This window comes from Microbacterium sp. W1-4-2 (assembly GCF_058349885.2).
On the sequence record NZ_JBYRJC020000001.1, the window covers coordinates 1216012 to 1231492 of the forward strand.

The following is a 15481-nucleotide window of genomic DNA, read 5'->3' on the forward strand; positions in this document are numbered from 1 at the left end:
GCCCCCAGCTTCGCCCTCACGCTGCTGTCGGCCTCATCTCTCCCCATACGACAAGCGGGATGCCTCGAGCCGAGGCATCCCGCTTCTTCCGTATCGCGGCGATCAGTTCCCGTGAATGCGATACACGGGCGCGGCGCCGTGCACGGCGTCGCCGACCTTGTGGATGCGGATGTCGTTGGTCGAGCCAACGATTCCGGGCGGGGAGCCCGACACCACGACGACCTTGTCGCCGACCTCGGCGAGCTTCTCGCCGAGCAGGTAGGCGTCGGCCTGGTGGAACATCAGGTCGGTGTGCGCGACGTGCTCGACCAGGGCCGAGTGGATGCCCCACGTCAGCGCCATCAGGCGTCGGATCTCGGGGATCGGCGTGAACGCGACCATCGGCATCTTCGGGCGCAGGCGCGACATGCGCCGGGCGGTGTCGCCCGACTCCGTGAAGATGCACAGGTACTTCGCATCGATGAACTCGGCGACCTCGAGCGCGGCCGCGGTGATGGCGCCGCCCTGTGTGCGCGGCGTCGTCCCGAGTGGCAGGATGCGCTCGAGCCCGTGGTCCTCGGTGGACTCGATGATGCGCGCCATCGTCTGGACGACCACGACCGGGTACTCCCCCACGCTGGTCTCGCCCGACAGCATGACCGCGTCGGCGCCGTCGAGCACGGCGTTGGCGACGTCGCTGGTCTCGGCGCGGGTGGGCACCGGGTTGCTGATCATCGACTCGAGCATCTGGGTCGCCACGATCACGGGTTTGGCCATGCGGCGGCACACCTCCACCGCGCGCTTCTGAACGATCGGCACCGCCTCCAGCGGCAGCTCGACGCCCAGGTCGCCGCGGGCGACCATGATGCCGTCGAACGCGTCGATGATCTCCTCGAGGTGGTCGACGGCCTGCGGCTTCTCGATCTTGGCGATCACCGGCACGCGGCGCTTCTCTTCGTCCATGATCTCGTGGACGCGCTCGACGTCCGCGGCATCCCGCACGAACGACAGTGCCACGATGTCGGCGCCGATGCGCAGACCCCATCGCAGGTCGGCCTCGTCCTTATCGCTGAGCGCCGGCACGTTCACCGCGACACCGGGCAGGTTGATGCCCTTGTTGTTCGAGACGGGACCGCCCACCACGACGCGCGTGGTGACGACCGTGCCGTCGGTGCTCGCGACCTGCACCCGCACCTTGCCGTCGTCGATCAGCAGGAAGTCGCCCGGCTTCACGTCCTGCGGCAGGCCCTTGAAGGTCGTGCTGCAGATGTCCTTCGTGCCGAGGATGTCTTCGGTGGTGATCTTGAAGACATCCCCCACGGCGAGCTCGTGCGGGCCGTCGGCGAACTTGCCGAGCCGGATCTTCGGCCCCTGCAGGTCGACCAGCACCGCCACGGCCCGGCCCGCGTCGTCCGCGGCCTTGCGCACGTTGGCGAAGTTGTTCTCGTGCACGGAGTAGTCCCCGTGGCTGAGGTTGAAGCGAGCCACATCCACGCCGGCGTCGATGATGGCGCGAACCATCTCGTACGTCGACGTGGCGGGCCCGAGAGTGGCGACGATCTTGGCGCGTCTCATCGAGCGGTACTCCGTGTGTCGAGTTGTGGGTGTCGAGTTCGTAAAGGATATTTCCAAAAGGGCACAGACGGTGCCAGCCTACGCGGGCTGCAGACCGATTGCGACATCGGTGGGCCGCACCGGCGAGGGCAGCGCCGACTCGCCTGTGAGGAAGCGGTCCGCGGCCGCTGCGGCCGCCCTGCCCTCGGCGATCGCCCACACGATGAGCGACTGCCCGCGCCCGGCGTCCCCGGCCACGAACACCCCCGCCTCGGCGGTCTCGTAGTCGGATCCGCGCTCCAGCGCGCCGTGGTCGGTGAACGCGACGTCGAGCTGGTCGAGTCCCTCGCGCTCCGGACCGGTGAAGCCCATCGCGATGAGCACGAGGTCGGCGGGGATCTGGCGCTCCGTGCCCGCCTTGGGGATCCGGGTCCCGTCGACGTACTCGGTCTCGGCGACCCGCAGCGCTCGCACGCTGCCCGTCTCGTCTGCGAGGAACTCGACCGTCGAGGCCAGGTATGCGCGTTCGCCGCCCTCTTCGTGCGAGGACTGCACCTCGAACACCGTCGGGAACATCGGCCAGGGCTGGTGCTCGGGCCGCGCCCCGCCCGGCTGCCGCCCGATCGCCAGGTTCGTGACGCTGCGTGCACCCTGACGGTGCGCGGTGCCGATACAGTCCGAGCCGGTGTCGCCGCCGCCGATGACGATGACGTGCTTGCCGTCGGCGGTGATCTGGCCGGGGACGACGTCGCCCGCTGCCGCGCGGTTGGCCTGGACGAGGTACTCCATGGCGAAGTGGATGCCGGTGGCATCGCGTCCAGGAAGGGGCAGGTCCCTCGGCACGGTCGAGCCGGTGGCGATGATGACCGCGTCGTAGCGGGCGCGCAGCTGGGCCCACGTGATGTCGCGACCGATCTCGACGCCGGGACGGAACTTGGTGCCCTCGGCCTCCATCTGACGCAGCCGCGCCTCGAGCACCTCCTTCTCGAGCTTGAAGTCGGGGATGCCGTACCGCAGCAGGCCGCCGATGCGGTCGTCGCGCTCGAAGACAGCGACGGTGTGGCCGGCCCGGGTCAGCTGCTGCGCGGCCGCGAGGCCCGCGGGTCCCGATCCGACCACCGCCACGGTCCGGCCGGTCAGTCGCCCGGGCAGCTCCGGTTCGATCCAGCCGTTCGCGAACGCCTCGTCGGCGATGGTCTGCTCGATGCGCTTGATCGTCACGGCCGGCTGGCTGATGCCGAGCACACACGCGCTCTCGCACGGCGCCGGGCACAGCCGGCCGGTCAGTTCGGGGAAATTGTTCGTCGCGTGCAGCCGCTCGCTCGCCGCGTGCATCTCATCCCGGCGCGTCAGGTCGTTCCACTCCGGGATGAGGTTGCCGAGCGGACACCCGCGGTGGCAGAAGGGCACGCCGCAGTCCATGCAGCGGCTCGCCTGCCGGCGCACCATCGGCAGGTCCGTCGGCTCATAGACCTCTTTCCAGTCCATGATGCGCACGGGCACGGGGCGCCGCGCGGGAAGCTCCCGCTCGGTCACCTTCAAGAAGCCCTTCGGGTCAGCCATGGGTCACCTCCATGATGCGCGTCCACACGACGCTGCCATCGGGGTCGAGTCCTTCATCGATCGCGTTCTGTCGCGCCTGCAGCACGGCCGCGTAGTCGCGCGGGACCACCCGCACGAAGTTGTCGCGTTCCGTCTCGAAATCGTCGAGCATCGCCGCGGCGAGCGTGGAGCCCGTCTCGTCGCGGTGCCGTTCGAGCAGATCGCGCAGGATCGCGGCGTCCCCCGACCCCAGTTCCGACAGCTCGAGCTCGCCGGATGCCAGCGCCTCGCTGTTGACGTCGCGCTCGCGCAGCCGGTAGACGTACGCGGTGCCGCCCGACATGCCGGCACCGAGATTGCGTCCGGTACGCCCGAGGATCACGGCGAGGCCGCCGGTCATGTACTCCAGCGCGTGGTCGCCGACGCCCTCGACGACGGCGGTCGCACCCGAGTTGCGCACGAAGAACCGTTCGCCGACCACGCCTCGCAGGAACATCGTGCCGCTGGTCGCGCCGTACCCGATGACGTTACCGGCGATGACGTTGCGCGACGCCGCGAAGTGGGTGCCGTGCTCGGGACGGATCGCGATCTGGCCGCCCGACAGGCCCTTGCCGACGTAGTCGTTCGCGTCGCCGTCCAGGCGCAGTGTGATCCCGGCGGGCAGGAACGCGCCGAAGGACTGGCCGGCCGAACCCGTCAGGTCCAGCTCGATCGAGTCGGCGGGCAGACCGTGCTCGCCGTGGGCCTTCGTCACGTGGTGGCCGAGCATCGTGCCCACGGCCCGGTCGGTGTTGCGCACCCGCAGCTCCAGGCGGATGTGCCCGCCCGAGGCGATGACATCCTGCGCGCGGGCGATCACCGGGACGTCGAAGTGCTCGGCGAGGCGGTGCTCCTGATCGCGCTGATGCCGGCGCGGCACGTCGTCGGCGAACTGCGGGCCGCGCAGGATCGGCGTGAGGTCGAGCCCCTCGGTCTTGAAGTGCCGCACGGCGTCGTCGATGTCGAGCAGCTCGCTGTGCCCGACGGCTTCTTCGACAGAGCGGAACCCGAGGGCCGCGAGGTTCTCGCGCACCTCTTGCGCGATGAACTCCATGAAGTTCACGACGAACTCGGGCTTGCCGGTGAAGCGCTCGCGCAGCACCGGGTTCTGGGTGGCCACACCGACCGGGCACGTGTCCAGGTGGCACACGCGCATCATGATGCAGCCCGACACCACCAGCGGCGCGGTCGCGAAGCCGAACTCCTCGGCCCCCAGCAGGGCCGCCACGATCACGTCGCGCCCGGTCTTCAGCTGTCCGTCGGCCTGCACCACGACGCGATCGCGCATGCCGTTGAGCATGAGCGTCTGCTGGGTCTCGGCCAGACCCAGCTCCCACGGCGTGCCGGCGTGCTTGAGCGAGTTCAGGGGGCTCGCGCCGGTGCCGCCGTCGTGACCCGAGACGAGGATGACGTCGGCGAGGGCCTTCGCCGTGCCGGCGGCGACCGCACCGATCCCGGACTGGCTCACGAGCTTGACGTGCACCCGCGCCGCGGGGTTCGCGCGCTTGAGATCGAAGATCAGCTGCTTGAGGTCCTCGATCGAGTAGATGTCGTGGTGCGGCGGCGGCGAGATCAGTCCGACGCCGGCCGTCGCGTGCCGGGTGCGCGCGATCCAGGGGTACACCTTGGCCGGCGGCAGCTGGCCGCCCTCCCCCGGCTTCGCACCCTGCGCGAGCTTGATCTGGATGTCGTCGGCCTGGGTCAGGTACAGGCTCGTGACTCCGAAGCGTCCGGATGCGACCTGCTTGATCGCGCTGCGCCGCTCGGGGTCCAGCAGCCGGTCGACGTCTTCGCCGCCCTCGCCCGTGTTCGACTTTCCGCCGATGCTGTTCATCGCGATCGCGAGCGTCTCGTGCGCTTCGCGCGAGATGGAGCCGTAGCTCATCGCTCCGGTCGAGAACCGCTTCACGATCGCCGACACCGGCTCGACCTCGTCCAACGGCACGGGCGTGCGCACTCCGGTGCGCAGCCGGAACAGTCCGCGCAGGGTCTTCAGCTCCTGCGCCTGGTCGTCGACCAGGTGCGTGTAGTCGCGGAAGATGTCGTAGCGGCGGTTGCGTGTCGAGTGCTGCAGCCGGAACACGGTCTCGGGGTTGAACAGGTGCGGAGGGCCGCCGCGGCGCCACTGGTATTCGCCGCCGGTCCAGAGCCGCTCGTGTGCGCGGGCCGCGTCGTCCTTCGGATAGGCGAAGTCGTGACGCACCTGGTTCTCGGCCTCGATGTCTTCGAGGGTGATCCCGCCGATCTTCGACTCGGTGCCCGTGAAGTACGCGTCGATCACCTGCTGTCCGAGCCCGATGGCCTCGAACACCTGCGCGCCCGTGTAGGACGACACGGTGGAGATGCCCATCTTGGACATGATCTTCAGCACACCCTTGCCGAGCGCGTGGATGACGTTGTGCACGGCCTGTTCGGTGCTCACGCCGGAGATGGCGCCAGAACGCGCCAGGTACTCGACGGTCTCCATCGCGAGGTAGGGGTTCACCGCCGATGCGCCGTAGCCGAGAAGGGTCGCGACGTGGTGCACCTCGCGCACGTCGCCGGCCTCGACGACCAGCCCCACCTTCATCCGGTTCTGACGGCGGATCAGGTGGTGATGGATCGCCGAGACCATGAGCAGCGACGGGATCGGGACGAGGTCCTTGTTCGAGTCGCGGTCGGAGAGGATGACGAACTCGGCGCCGTCGTCGATCGCGGCGTCCACTTCGGCGCACATCTCGTCCAGGCGCCGGCGCATCGTGCCCCGGCCCGCGTCGAAGTGGTACAGCCCGCGGATCGTCACCGCGCGGCGCCCCGGCATCGTCCGCTCGATGTTCTGGATCTTGGCCAGCTCGTCGTTGTCGAGCACCGGGAAGTCGATCGTGATCTGGCGGGCGTGGTCGGGTCCCCACGCCAGCAGATTGCGCTCGGGGCCGATTCCGGTCTGCAGACTCGTCACGACCGACTCGCGGATCGCGTCCAGAGGCGGGTTGGTGACCTGCGCGAACTGCTGCGTGAAGTAGTCGAAGAGCAGGCGCGGCTTGTCGCTGAGCACGGCCACCGGCGTGTCGGTGCCCATGGCGCCCAGCGGTTCGGCGCCGTTCTGGCCCATCGGGGTCAGCAGGACGCGCACTTCTTCCTCGGTGTAGCCGAACGTGCGCTGGCGACGGGTGATCGAGGCGATCGGATGCACGATGTGCTCGCGCTCGGGCAGCTCGGACAGCGCCAGCTTCTGGCGCAGCCAGAGCTCCCACGGGTGCAACTGCGCCAGCTGGGACTTGACCTCGTCGTCCTCGACGATCCGGCCCTCGGCCGTGTCGATCACGAACATGCGTCCCGGACGCAGCCGGCCGCGCCTCTGGATGCGGTCGGGCTCGAAGTCGAGCACCCCGGTCTCGCTGGCGATCACGACGAGCCCGTCGGTGGTCTGCGTCCACCGGCCAGGGCGCAGGCCGTTGCGGTCGAGGGTGGCGCCCACGATGGTGCCGTCGGTGACGATCATCGCGGCCGGTCCGTCCCACGGCTCCATCTGCAGCGCGTGGTACTCGTAGAAGGCGCGCAGGTCCGGTGCCAGATCGGTGCGCTGTTCGTACGCCTCGGGCACCATCATCAGCATGGCGTGCGGCAGGCTGCGTCCGGTGAGGGTGAGCAGTTCGAGGACTTCGTCGAAGGATGCCGAGTCGCTGGCGCCGTCGGTGCAGATCGGCAGCAGCGGGGTGATGTCGCCAAGCAGGTCGGATGCCAGCTGCGACTGGCGGGCGCGCATCCAGTTGCGGTTGCCGCCGACCGTGTTGATCTCGCCGTTGTGCGCGAGCATCCGCAGCGGCTGGGCCAGCGGCCACGACGGGAACGTGTTCGTCGAGTACCGGGAGTGCACGACCGCGAGCTCGGATGCGAACCGCTCGTCCTGCAGGTCGGGATAGAAGGGCTCGAGCTGGAGCGTGGTGACCATGCCCTTGTACCCCAGCGTGCGAGACGACAGGGAGACGAAATACGCGCCCAGCTCATGCTGGGCGCGCTTGCGGAGGCGGTAGACGCGGCGGTCGAGGTCGAGGCCGGTCATCGCCGGCGCGCCGCCGATCGCGGGGCGCGACAGGAACAGCTGCTCGAACGCGGGGCGCGCCTGCAGCGCGAGCTTGCCGAGGTGGGACTCGTCGGTGGGCACTTCGCGCCATCCGAGAACGATCAGGTTCTCGTTCGTCGCCAGGCGCTCGATCCCCGCCTTCTGCGCGGCGCGCTCGCGCTCGTCGCGCGGAAGGAACACCGTGCCCGCGGCGTACTCGCCGACCGGCGGCAGCGGGAACGAGGTGACCGCGCGCAGGAACGCGTCGGGCATCTGGGTCAGGATCCCCGCACCGTCGCCGGTACCGGCATCCGAGCCGACCGCGCCGCGATGCTCGAGATTGCGCAGCGCCGTCAGCGCCAGCTCGATGATGTCGTGGCCGGGCTCACCGCGCAGGGTGGCCACCATGGCCAGACCGCACGCGTCCTTCTCGAACGCAGGATTGTACAGTCCCTGGCGCGGCGGAAGAGCGCCGCCGGGGACGTCCGAGCGAGGGGTCGATGACATTGCTGCCGTCCTCACGAGGTTCGGTATGGGACGACGTCGGCCCAGCGGGAGGGTGTGCCGCCGCGGCGAATCATCTCGCAGCAGCGGGTGCGGGCTCGGCGCTCGTGGCGTCGGCCGCGGATTCGTCGGTGGGAGGCTCACTCACGTCGACGTAATCCGGGGTGTTCTGCGATTGTACAGCCCTGGAACCCTTCCATTCGCGTCCGGGTCGATACGGCGACGGCTCGAAGCCGGGATGCCGGCGCTTCTGCACGATCATGATGACCACGCCGACGACCACGCCGAAGATCGCGGCCCACACGTTCGTGCGCAGGCCGAGGAACACGTCGCTGGGGTCGATCCGGATCGACTCCCACACGATGCGCCCGGCGCTGTACCAGATCAGGTACAGGCCGAACAGTCGGCCCCACTGCATGCGGAAGCGGTGTCCGGCCCACAGCAGCACGGCCGCGCCGAGCAGGTTCCAGATCATCTCGTACAGGAAGGTGGGGTGGAACAGGGTGCCCGCCGGAAGCCCTGCGGGGAACGCCGGGTTCGTGGACTCGATCTGTAGGCCCCACGGCAGGGTCGTGGGCAGGCCGAACAGTTCGTGGTTGAAGTAGTTCCCGAGTCGGCCCATCGCCTGGGCGATGATGATGCCGGGGGCCAGCGCGTCGGCGAAGCTCCAGAATCGGACGCCGGTCCAGCGGCAGCCGAGCAGCGCGCCGACGGCGCCGCCGATGAGGGCGCCGTAGATCGCGATGCCGCCCTCCCAGATGTACAGCGCCGTCAGCGGGTTCTTGCCCGGCCCGAAGTAGAACCCCCAGTGCGTGAGCACGTGGTAGATCCGGGCGCAGATGATCGCGAGCGGCACGGCGATCAGGGCGATGTCGATGACCACCCACGGCTCGGCGCCGCGCCGGGTGAGCCGGTGATTCGTCATGAGCGTCGCGACGATGATGCCCGCGATGATGCACAGGGCGTAGAAGTGGATGCGCAGCGGACCGATGTCGAAGTAGCTGACGGAGGGGCTCGGGATGCTGGCGAGCACACCGTGGATCGCGCTGGCAGGGGCAAACGTCATGGGTACGAGTCTAAGTGACCGCGTCCTGCGTCGAACTCACGGAGTCAGCGGCGGGTGCCGGCGGCGAGGGCGCGGGCGGTCTGGGCCAGGCCCTCGAGCCCGCCGTCGCGCAGCGATCGGACGAGGGCCGTGCCCACGATCGCGCCGTCCGCGTAGTCGAGCACGCCCGCGACCTGCTCGGCGTTCGAGATGCCGATGCCCACGCACAGACGCTCGGCCCCGTGGGCGCGCAGGCGTGCCGCGAGGGTGCGTGATGCGGCATCCAGTTCCGCCCGCTCCCCCGTGATGCCCATCGTCGAGACCGTGTAGACGAAACCCGTCGTGCTGCGCACGATCAGATCGAGCCGGGCGTCGGTCGAGGTCGGGGCCGCCAGGAACACCCGGTCCAACCCCGTGCGCTCACTGGCGGCGATCCACTCCGCTGCGGAGTCGGGGGTGATGTCGGGGGTGATGAGTCCCGCTCCGCCGGCGGCGGCGAGGTCGTCGGCGAACCGATCGACGCCGTACTGCAACACGAGGTTCCAGTAGATCATCACCAGGACCGGCACCCCGGTGCGCTGCGTGATCTCGCGGACGGCGGGGAACAGGTCGTGGATCGTGAACCCGGCCCGAAGCGACGCGTTGGCCGCCTCTTGGATCACGGTTCCGTCCATCACCGGGTCGGAGTACGGCGGGCCGAGTTCGAGGATGTCGGCGCCGCCCTCGGCGAGGGTGACGGCCGCCTCGATGCTCGTGCGAAGGTCCGGGTAGCCGAGCGGCAGATAGCCGACGAACGCGCCGCGGCCGGCAGCGTGCGCGGCGTCGATGGTCTCGGCGATGCGCGAGCTCACTCGGCTGCTCCTTCGTCGTAGAGGCCGAAGTAGCGCGCGGCCGTGTCCATGTCCTTGTCGCCGCGACCGCTCAGGCTCACGGCGATCACGGCGTCGGGGCCGAGCTCGCGCCCGATCCGCAGGGCGCCGGCCAGGGCGTGGGCGGACTCGATGGCGGGGATGATCCCCTCGGTCTCGCTGAGCAGGCGCAGCGCCTGCATGGCCTCGTCGTCGGTCGCGGGGATGTACGACGCGCGGCCGATCGAGGAGAGCCAGGCGTGCTCGGGGCCCACGCCGGGATAGTCCAGTCCCGCGGAGATCGAATGCGATTCGATGGTCTGGCCGTCGTCATCCTGCAGGACGAATGTCTTGGACCCGTGCAGCACGCCGGGCCGTCCGCGCTCGATGGATGCCGCGTGCCGCGGGGTGTCGACGCCGTCGCCGGCAGCCTCCACCCCGTACAGGGCCACGCCGTCGTCGTCGAGGAACGCGTCGAACATGCCGATCGCGTTGGAGCCGCCGCCGACACAGGCAACGACCGCATCGGGCAGGCGCCCGACCTCGTCGAGCAGCTGCGCGCGCGCCTCTTCGCCGATGATCTTCTGGAAGTCGCGCACCATCGCCGGGAACGGGTGCGGGCCCGCCGCCGTGCCGAAGATGTAGTTCGTGGTCTCGACGCTGGCCACCCAGTCGCGGTAGGCGTCGTTGATCGCATCCTTCAGCGTGCGCGAGCCGGTCGTGACCGGCACCACGTCGGCGCCGAGCAGCCGCATCCGCGCGACGTTCAGCGCCTGGCGCTGCGTGTCGACCTCGCCCATGTAGATCGTGCAGTCGAACCCGAACAGGGCGGCGGCCGTGGCCGTCGCCACGCCGTGCTGGCCGGCGCCGGTCTCGGCGATCACGCGCGTCTTGCCGAGGCGCTTGGTCAGCAGCGCTTGGCCGAGCACGTTGTTGATCTTGTGCGAACCCGTGTGGTTGAGGTCCTCGCGTTTGAGGAAGACCCGGGCCCCGCCCGCGTGCTGCGCGAACCGGGGCACCTCGGTGATCGGCGAGGGGCGGCCCGCGTAGGACTGCAGCAGTCCCGTCAGCTCCGCCCAGAACGACGGATCGGCCACCGCGCTCTCGTACACGTCGGTGAGCTCGTCGATCGCGGCGATGAGCGACTCGGGCATGTAGCGCCCGCCGAACTCGCCGAAGAACGGGCCGTGTGCATCGCGCAGGCTCATGCGCCCCCTCCTGCTCCGGTGCCCAGGAAGGACCTGAGCGTGGCGACCGGGTCGCCGGTCACGAGCGCCTCGCCGATCAGGACCACGTCCGCGCCGGCGGCGCGGTAGTGCGCCACATCGGCGGGCGTGTGCACGGCCGACTCGGCCACTCTGATCGCCCCCGCGGGAATGCGCTCGGTCAGCCGGCCGAAAAGGTCGCGGTCGAGCTCGAACGTCGTGAGGTCCCGGGCGTTGACGCCGATCAGCCGCGCTCCGACGTCCGCGGCGCGGTCGACCTCGTCGGCGGAATGGGTCTCGACGAGGGCGGTCATGCCCAGCTCGCCCACGAGGGCGTGCAGCGAGCGCAGGACGGGCTGCTCGAGGGCGGCGACGATCAGCAGCACGAGGTCGGCCCCGGCCGCACGCGCTTCGAGCACCTGGTACTCGTTCGCGATGAAGTCCTTGCGCAGCACCGGCAGCGACACGGCGGCCTTGACCGCCTCGAGATCGGCCAGACTGCCCTTGAAACGCCGCCGCTCGGTGAGCACCGAGATCGCGGATGCCCCGCCCTGTTCGTACCGGCCGGCCTGCAGCGCGGGGTCGGGGATCGCGGCGAGGTCGCCGCGGGAGGGACTGGCACGCTTGACCTCGGCGATGATCTTGACCCGGTCGGCCGGTGCCAGAGCCGTCAGCGCGTCACGCGCCGGCGGCTGTGCGGAAGCGGCCCGCTCGACGTCGGCCAACGGCCGCGCGAGACGCCGGGTCGCCGCATCCTCCACCGCGCCGGCCGTGAGGTCGGCGAGCATGCTCAATGGTCTTTGGGGACGAACTTCGGCCCGTTCACGCCGTACCCCGCGCGCGACAGGATGAACCCGACGATCAGTCCGACGACCAGGAGCACCGCGCACGCCCACACCAGCCACGGCACGTCCAGGAAGAACGCTGTGGTTCCGACCGCGAACGCGACCAGCATGATGATCACGGCGGTCCAGGCGGCCGGCGAGTGTCCGTGGCCGGGATCGGCGATGGGGTTGCTCATGGGGCTCCTTCGTAGGCGGGCGCGACGAACCGCGCCCTGTGGGCAAGTCTAGCGGGGGTCGTCGTCGCCGGTCGGATCCTCGCCGCGGGACAGATCGTCCCACGAGTCGACGGCGTCCAGGGGTCCCGTCGTGGGCCGGGGTGCGGCATCCGTTCGGTACTTGCGGCCGGACATGCCCCAGCGCCGGGCAGTGACCAGGACGAACACGGCGGCTGCGCACAGCAGGACCCACACGGCGATCGTGATCGCCGGCCACGCCGTCGACGCGATCTGCGCGATGAGCGCCGCGACGGCCTTGTCGCCTGTGATCCCGGTCGCGTCGGTCACGGTACGGGCCACCGCCGACGTCGGACGCGTGAACGCCACCTGCGCCGCCAGGAACGCCTGCGCGGCCCCGATCACCAGGGCGATCGCACCGAACACGTAGCGCAGCACGACCCCGACGATCGACAGGGCGACCCCCAGGGCCAGCACCGCGAGGCTGAGCGGCGCGAGCACGGGGATCGCGGCGGCGCCGGTCACGGTGAGGTCGTGGGAGGCGGCGCCGGTGAGCTGGACGTGCAACCACACCTGCGTCGACGACATCACGCCGATCGCGCCGCACAGCACGATGACGACGACCGACAGCAGGCGCGCACGTGCGATCACGGGCGGCCCCCGGCGGCCGGGTCGAGGTCGTCGGCGTCGAAGCACGTGCGGTCGCCGGTGTGACAGGCCGCTCCGATCTGCTGGACGCTGATCAGGACGGTGTCGCCGTCGCAGTCGAGGCGCGCACCGCGCACGAGCTGGATGTGGCCGGATGTGTCGCCCTTGCGCCAGTACTCCTGACGGGATCGCGACCAGAAGGTCACGCGCCCCTCGGTGAGCGTGCGACGCAGGGCCTCGGCATCCATCCAGCCCAGCATGAGCACCTCGAGGGTGTCCCACTGCTGGATCACAGCCGGGACGAGTCCGTGCTCGTTGAACGCGACGCGCGCGATGCGCTCGTCCATGGAGGAGGTCATGAGGGAGATCCTTCCCTGCGCGTGCGGCCCCGCACCGGGATGCCGTCGGCACTGAGCGCCGCCTTGACGTCGTCGATCGAGAGCTGGCCGGAATGGAAGACGGATGCCGCGAGGACGGCGTCGGCGCCCGCGTGGACGGCCGGCGCGAAATGCTCCGCCGCGCCCGCGCCGCCTGAGGCGATCACGGGCACCGAGGCGATCTCGCGCATCAGCGAGATGAGCTCGAGGTCGAAGCCGTTCTTCGTGCCGTCGGCGTCGATCGAGTTCACCAGCAGTTCGCCGGCGCCCCGCTCGATGGCCTCGCGCGCCCAGGCCAGCGCGTCCAGCGCCGTCTCGACGCGGCCGCCGTGAGTGGTCACAGCGAACCCCGAGGCCGTCGCGGCCGACCGTTTCACGTCAAGGCTCAGCACCAGCACCTGCGCGCCGAACCGGTCGGCGATCTCGTCGATCAGTGCGGGCCGCGCGATCGCGGCGGAGTTCACGCCGGTCTTGTCGGCGCCGACGCCCAGTAGTCGGGCGACGTCGTCGCCGGAGCGCACTCCCCCGCCGACGGTGAGCGGGATGAAGACCTTCTCGGCGGTCTGACGCACGACGTCGTAGGTCGTCGCGCGGTCGTCGACGGTCGCCGTCACGTCGAGGAAGGTCAGCTCGTCGGCGCCCTGAGCGAAGTAGAACTCCGCGAGCTCCACCGGATCGCCCATGTCGCGCAGGTTCTGGAAGTTGACGCCTTTGACCACCCGGCCGGCGGCGACGTCCAGGCACGGGATGACGCGGGTCGCGAGGGTCATCACAGCCGCGCCGCGTGGATGGCGGTGACCAGGATCGCACGCGCGCCCAAGGCGTACAGCGCGTCCATCACCTGGTTGACGGTCCTGCGCGGGCTCATGATGCGCACCGCGACCCATCCGGGGTCGCGCAGCGGCGAGATCGTGGGCGATTCGATGCCCGGGGCGAGGGCCACCGCGCGGTCGACCAGGGCGACGGGCAGGTCGTAGTCGATGAGCACGTACCGCCGTGCGACCATGACGCCGCGCAGGCGCCGCAGCAGGGTCTCGGTGCCGTCGGCATCGTTCGGGCCGGCGATCAGCACCGCCTCCGACTGCAGCATGACCGGTCCGAACACCTCCAGGCCCGCCTGGCGCAGGGTCGTGCCGGTCGAGACGACGTCGGCGACCGCGTCGGCCACGCCGAGGTCCACGGCCGACTCGACCGCGCCGTCCAGCGGCACGAGGTCCACCGCGATGCCCTGCGAGTCGAGGTAGCCATCCACGAGTCCCGGGTAGGACGTGGCCACGCGCACCCCGTCGAGGTCTGCGACGCCCGAGAACCGGCCGGGCGGACCGGCGAAGCGGAACGTGGAGTCGCCGAATCCGAGCGCTTCGATCTCGCGTGCACGGCCGCGGGCGTCCAGAAGCAGGTCGCGCCCGGTGATGCCGACGTCCAGCGCGCCGGAGCCGACGTACGTGGCAATGTCGCGCGGGCGCAGGTAGAAGAACTCCACGTCGTTGTCGGGGTCGATGACGTGCAGGTCCTTGGTGTCGCGTCGGCCGGCATACCCGGCCTCGGTGAGCATGTCGGTGGCCGTCTCGGCCAGCGACCCCTTGTTGGGGACGGCGATTCGCAGCATGGCGTGTCTCTCTGATGGGTGCGTGTGATCGGTGTCTGTGATCGGTGCACGGTCCAGCCGTGACCGGCCTCACAGATGTCGGTACACGTCCTGCAGGTTCAGCCCCTTCGCGATCATCATGACCTGGAGGTGGTACAGCAGCTGGGAGATCTCTTCGGCTGCGGCATCCGTCGTCTCGTACTCGGCGGCCATCCACACCTCGGCCGCCTCTTCGACGACCTTCTTGCCGATGGCATGAATGCCGGCGTCCAGCTCTGCGACGGTCTTCGAACCGTCGGGGCGGTCGGTCGCCTTCGCGGTCAGTTCCGCGAACAGGGAGTCGAACGTCTTCACCATGACAGGTTATCGAACCAGCCCGCCGGATCGGACCGCGTGACGGTGCGCGGCGGTCAATGCGCGTGCGCGGCAGCGAGATCGCGCAGGGAGGCGATCGCCTCTGCGGGCTCTGCCGCCCCGAACACGGCGGAGCCGGCGACGAAGGTGTCGGCGCCGGCCTCGGCTGCCTGCGCGATCGTGGACGCGGAGATGCCGCCGTCGACCTGCAGCCAGACCGACGAGCCGCGCCGGCGCGCCTCGTCGGTCAGGCGCCGCAGCTTCGGCATGGTCTCGGGCATGAACGACTGGCCGCCGAACCCCGGTTCCACGGTCATCACGAGGACCTGGTCGAAGTCCTCGAGGATGTCGAACAGCGACTCGACGGGCGTCATGGGCTTGACCGCGACCCCCGCGCGTGCGCCGATCGCCCGCAGCCGCCGGGCGAGGGCCACCGGTTCGTTCGCCGCCTCGAGGTGGAACGTCACCGACGCCGCCCCCAGCTCGGCGTATGCGGGCGCCCACCGGTCCGGGTCGTCGATCATCAGGTGCACATCCAGAGGGACGGGGCTGGTCGCCTGGATGCGCTCGACCATCTGCGGCCCGAACGTGAGGTTGGGCACGAAATGGTTGTCCATCACATCGACGTGGACGAAGTCGGCGGTCGAGATGCGCCCGAGGTCGCGCTGCATGTTCGCGAAGTCAGCGGCGAGGATGCTGGGGTTGATGCGCGGCGCGGCGGTGTGAGGCACGTCCCCC

General features: G+C 70.0%; 14 protein-coding genes. All 14 read right to left on the bottom strand.

The annotated features are described in order from the left end of the window. Positions 1–102: 102 nt before the first annotated feature. The 14 genes from pyk to rpe all read right to left on the bottom strand — a co-directional run bounded on the left by pyk (position 103) and on the right by rpe (position 15474). The gene (pyk, locus tag AC3RX0_RS05610; RefSeq protein ID WP_491504932.1) at positions 103–1554 is read right to left on the bottom strand and encodes a pyruvate kinase; all 1452 of its coding nucleotides are present in this window, start codon (positions 1552–1554) and stop codon (positions 103–105) included. Positions 1555–1632: 78 nt separating this feature from the next. Next, positions 1633–3096, bottom strand: coding sequence for a glutamate synthase subunit beta (locus AC3RX0_RS05615; protein WP_491504933.1), 1464 nt, complete (start codon positions 3094–3096; stop codon positions 1633–1635). Then, positions 3089–7663 carry a glutamate synthase large subunit gene (gltB, locus tag AC3RX0_RS05620; RefSeq protein WP_491504934.1) on the bottom strand — a complete coding sequence of 1525 codons (4575 nt, stop codon included), beginning with the start codon at positions 7661–7663 and terminating at the stop codon, positions 3089–3091. The genes AC3RX0_RS05615 and gltB overlap by 8 nt, the downstream gene beginning before the upstream one ends. 70 nt (positions 7664–7733) lie before the next feature. Continuing rightward, a complete protein-coding gene (gene lgt / locus AC3RX0_RS05625) occupies positions 7734–8726 on the bottom strand; it encodes a prolipoprotein diacylglyceryl transferase (protein WP_491504935.1) in 993 nt (330 codons plus the stop codon). Between the two features lie 44 nt (positions 8727–8770). Further along, positions 8771–9556: a tryptophan synthase subunit alpha gene (gene trpA / locus AC3RX0_RS05630; protein ID WP_491504936.1), complete on the bottom strand. Its 786-nt coding sequence runs from the start codon at positions 9554–9556 to the stop codon at positions 8771–8773. Next, positions 9553–10761 carry a tryptophan synthase subunit beta gene (gene trpB / locus AC3RX0_RS05635; RefSeq protein WP_491504937.1) on the bottom strand — a complete coding sequence of 403 codons (1209 nt, stop codon included), beginning with the start codon at positions 10759–10761 and terminating at the stop codon, positions 9553–9555. The genes trpA and trpB overlap by 4 nt, the downstream gene beginning before the upstream one ends. Next, positions 10758–11546: an indole-3-glycerol phosphate synthase TrpC gene (gene trpC / locus AC3RX0_RS05640; RefSeq protein WP_491504938.1), complete on the bottom strand. Its 789-nt coding sequence runs from the start codon at positions 11544–11546 to the stop codon at positions 10758–10760. The genes trpB and trpC overlap by 4 nt, the downstream gene beginning before the upstream one ends. Before the next feature lie 2 nt (positions 11547–11548). Next, a complete protein-coding gene (locus AC3RX0_RS05645) occupies positions 11549–11779 on the bottom strand; it encodes a DUF6704 family protein (RefSeq protein WP_491504939.1) in 231 nt (76 codons plus the stop codon). A 48-nt stretch (positions 11780–11827) separates the two neighbouring features. Continuing rightward, on the bottom strand, positions 11828–12427 hold the full coding sequence (locus AC3RX0_RS05650) for a Trp biosynthesis-associated membrane protein (protein ID WP_491504940.1): 600 nt from the start codon (positions 12425–12427) through the stop codon (positions 11828–11830). Further along, on the bottom strand, positions 12424–12783 hold the full coding sequence (hisI, locus tag AC3RX0_RS05655) for a phosphoribosyl-AMP cyclohydrolase (RefSeq protein ID WP_491504941.1): 360 nt from the start codon (positions 12781–12783) through the stop codon (positions 12424–12426). The genes AC3RX0_RS05650 and hisI overlap by 4 nt, the downstream gene beginning before the upstream one ends. Beyond that, positions 12780–13571, bottom strand: a complete 792-nt coding sequence (gene hisF, locus AC3RX0_RS05660) for an imidazole glycerol phosphate synthase subunit HisF (RefSeq protein ID WP_491504942.1) — start codon at positions 13569–13571, stop codon at positions 12780–12782. The genes hisI and hisF overlap by 4 nt, the downstream gene beginning before the upstream one ends. Further along, a complete protein-coding gene (hisG, locus tag AC3RX0_RS05665) occupies positions 13571–14410 on the bottom strand; it encodes an ATP phosphoribosyltransferase (RefSeq protein WP_491504943.1) in 840 nt (279 codons plus the stop codon). Before hisG ends, hisF begins: the two co-directional genes overlap by 1 nt. 69 nt (positions 14411–14479) lie before the next feature. Next, positions 14480–14743 carry a phosphoribosyl-ATP diphosphatase gene (locus tag AC3RX0_RS05670; protein WP_491505393.1) on the bottom strand — a complete coding sequence of 88 codons (264 nt, stop codon included), beginning with the start codon at positions 14741–14743 and terminating at the stop codon, positions 14480–14482. A gap of 56 nt (positions 14744–14799) precedes the next feature. After that, complete coding sequence (gene rpe / locus AC3RX0_RS05675; protein ID WP_491504944.1) at positions 14800–15474, bottom strand: ribulose-phosphate 3-epimerase; 675 nt, start codon at positions 15472–15474, stop codon at positions 14800–14802. Positions 15475–15481 lie beyond the last annotated feature (7 nt).

Bases quoted from the DNA above. Each gene is read 5' to 3' on its own strand.
- pyk (WP_491504932.1), bottom strand. From the start codon at position 1,554: ATGAGACGCGCCAAGATCGTCGCCACTCTCGGGCCCGCCACGTCGACG.
- AC3RX0_RS05615 (WP_491504933.1), bottom strand. From the start codon at position 3,096: ATGGCTGACCCGAAGGGCTTCTTGAAGGTGACCGAGCGGGAGCTTCCC.
- gltB (WP_491504934.1), bottom strand. From the start codon at position 7,663: ATGTCATCGACCCCTCGCTCGGACGTCCCCGGCGGCGCTCTTCCGCCG.
- lgt (WP_491504935.1), bottom strand. From the start codon at position 8,726: ATGACGTTTGCCCCTGCCAGCGCGATCCACGGTGTGCTCGCCAGCATC.
- trpB (WP_491504937.1), bottom strand. From the start codon at position 10,761: ATGAGCCTGCGCGATGCACACGGCCCGTTCTTCGGCGAGTTCGGCGGG.
- trpC (WP_491504938.1), bottom strand. From the start codon at position 11,546: ATGCTCGCCGACCTCACGGCCGGCGCGGTGGAGGATGCGGCGACCCGG.
- AC3RX0_RS05645 (WP_491504939.1), bottom strand. From the start codon at position 11,779: ATGAGCAACCCCATCGCCGATCCCGGCCACGGACACTCGCCGGCCGCC.
- hisI (WP_491504941.1), bottom strand. From the start codon at position 12,783: ATGACCTCCTCCATGGACGAGCGCATCGCGCGCGTCGCGTTCAACGAG.
- hisF (WP_491504942.1), bottom strand. From the start codon at position 13,571: ATGACCCTCGCGACCCGCGTCATCCCGTGCCTGGACGTCGCCGCCGGC.
- hisG (WP_491504943.1), bottom strand. From the start codon at position 14,410: ATGCTGCGAATCGCCGTCCCCAACAAGGGGTCGCTGGCCGAGACGGCC.